We start from the raw sequence: 2,585 nt of genomic DNA on the forward strand, positions 1-2,585 counted from the left end.
CGTTCGCGTACGGCGCGCGGGTGGAGTGGTCGTCGGTGTTCGGGCGGGGGGCGCGGGTGGTGGAGCTGCCGACCTACCCCTTCCAACGACAGCGCTACTGGCGCTCGCCCGCGTCCGCCGCGCCCGCCGCGCCCGCCGCGCCCGCCCCCGAACCCGCCGGGACGGCGGCGGTCCCGTCCGGCGGTACCGCCGGACGGGGCGACTGGCGGCTTCCGCCGGGGCTCTCGGCGGCCGAACGGGAGGAGGCCGTCCTCACCCTGGTCCGCGCGGAGACCGCCGCCGTCCTCGGCCACCCGCGAGCGGAGGACGTCGACCTCGGCCGCGGCTTCCTCGACGCGGGCGGTACCTCGCTCGGCGCCGTCCAGCTGCGGAACCGGCTCAACGAGGCGACCGGCCTGGACCTGCCCGTCACCGTGGCACTGGACCACCCCACGGCGCTCGCCCTCACCCGCCACGTGGCCGACCGCCTCGCGGAGGCCTCCGCCGCCGACCGGGCCCCGCTGCCCGTCCTGGACGAACTGGACAGGCTCGAAACGGCCCTGGCCGCATCGGCGGTGGACGACGGGACCAGGAAGGAGCTCGGCGACCGACTGCGCGGCCTCCTGCGCCGCCTCGACGACTCCGAGCCCGGGACCGAGTACGACGAGGCCACCGACGACCAGCTCCTGGAGCTGATCGACCAGGAGTTCGGGATCTCCTGACCCGCGGACCCTCCTGACCGGAACGCACACGAGAGCAGCACGTATGACGAACGAGAACAAGTTCCGCGACCTGGTCAAGAAGATGGCCGTCGACCTGCGACAGGCACGCACCCGTGTCGAGGAGCTGGAGGAGCGCGACCACGAGCCCGTCGCGGTGGTCGGGATCGGCTGCCGCTTCCCCGGGGCCGACACCCCCGAAGGGCTGTGGGACCTGCTCGTCGAGGGGCGCGAGACCAGGGGCGGGTTCCCCACCGATCGCGGCTGGGACCTGGAGGGCCTGTTCAACCCCGACCCGGACGGTCTCGGCCGGACCTACGTCCGCTCCGCGAGCTTCCTGGAGGGCGCGGGGGACTTCGACCCCGCCTTCTTCGGGATCAACCCCCGCGAGGCCATGGCCATGGACCCCCAGCACCGCCTCGTCATGGAGACGGCGTGGGAGGCCCTCGAACACGCGGGCATCACCCCCGGGTCCCTGCACTCCACCCCCGCGGGCGTGTTCGTCGGCATGGTCGGCCAGACCTACGGGCCACCGGTCCAGGAGTCCCCGGCCGAACTGGTGGGGTACCGCCTGACCGGCGGCATGACCGCCGTCGCCGCGGGCCGGGTGTCCTACACCCTGGGGCTCGAGGGCCCCGCGATCACGGTGGACACCGCCTGCTCGTCCTCCCTCGTGTCGATCGCCATGGCCGTGCGCTCCCTGCGCTCGGGCGAGTCCTCCCTCGCCCTGGCCGGAGGTGTCACCGCCCACACCGACACCTCCGCGTGGGTGTCCTTCACGGGCCACGGCGTGCTGTCCGCGGACGGCCGCTGCAAGGCGTTCTCCGCCGACGCCGACGGCACCGGCTGGGGCGAGGCAGCCGGCATGCTCGTCCTGGAGCGCCTGTCGGACGCGCGGCGCAACGGGCACCGGGTGCTGGCGGTGATCCGGGGCGGCGCGGTCAACCAGGACGGCGCCTCCAGCGGCCTGACCGCGCCCAGCGGCCCCTCCCAGGAGCGGGTGATCCGCCAGGCCCTCGCCGACGCCCGGCTCACCCCGGCCGACGTCGACGCCGTGGAGGCCCACGGCACCGGCACCCGGCTCGGCGACCCCATCGAGGCCAACGCCCTGCTCGCCACCTACGGGCGCGACCGGACCGGGGAACCCCTGTGGCTCGGGTCGCTCAAGACCAACATCGGGCACACCGGGGCGGCCGCCGGGGTCTCCGGGGTCATCAAGTCGATCCTGGCCATGCGCGAGGGGATCCTGCCGCGGACGCTCCACGTCGCCGAGCCCACACCGTTCGTGGACTGGTCCTCCGGCGCCGTGGAGCTCCTCACCGAGGCGCGGCCGTGGCCGGAGACCGGCCGCCCCCGCCGTGTGGGCGTGTCCGCGTTCGGCGCCAGCGGGACCAACGCCCACCTCGTCCTGGAGCAGGCTCCCGACGAGGCCGTTCCCGCCCCGGAACGGGAGGGCGCCGTCCTCACCGGCCCCTCCCGCGACCCGGGGGCGCGGAGCGCAGCCGGAGCCGCGGGGCCGGTGCCCTGGGTGGTCTCGGCCCACAGCCGGGAGGCGCTCGACGACTCCCTCGCCCGTCTGCGCGACCGGGTCGGGGCGGATCCCGGTCTGGACCCGGTGGACGTGGGGTGGTCGCTGGCGACCACCCGCACGGCCTTCGAGTACCGGGCCGCCGTGGTCGGGACCGGCCGCGACACCCTCCTGGCACGCCTCGGTGAACTAGCTGAGGGCGTGAACGCGGTCGGCACGGTTCGCGGACGCGCGTCGGATCGCAGGCCCGTGCTGGTCTTCCCCGGTCAGGGTGGTCAGTGGGAGGGGATGGCGGTGGAGTTGTTGGATTCCTCACCGGTGTTCGCGGAGCGGATCGCGGAGTGTGAGCGGGCGTTGGC

General features: G+C 74.9%; 2 protein-coding genes. Both read left to right on the top strand.

Annotated features, from left to right (window positions below):
- On the top strand, nt 1–701 hold a 701-nt coding region (locus ACWGL3_RS31955; protein WP_452462152.1), incomplete at its 5' end, for a phosphopantetheine-binding protein.
- Nucleotides 702–744: 43 nt separating this feature from the next.
- Nucleotides 745–2,585: type I polyketide synthase (locus ACWGL3_RS31960; protein ID WP_452462153.1), on the top strand; the 1,841-nt coding region annotated here is incomplete at its 3' end.

The organism is Nocardiopsis sp. NPDC055824, from assembly GCF_053616335.1.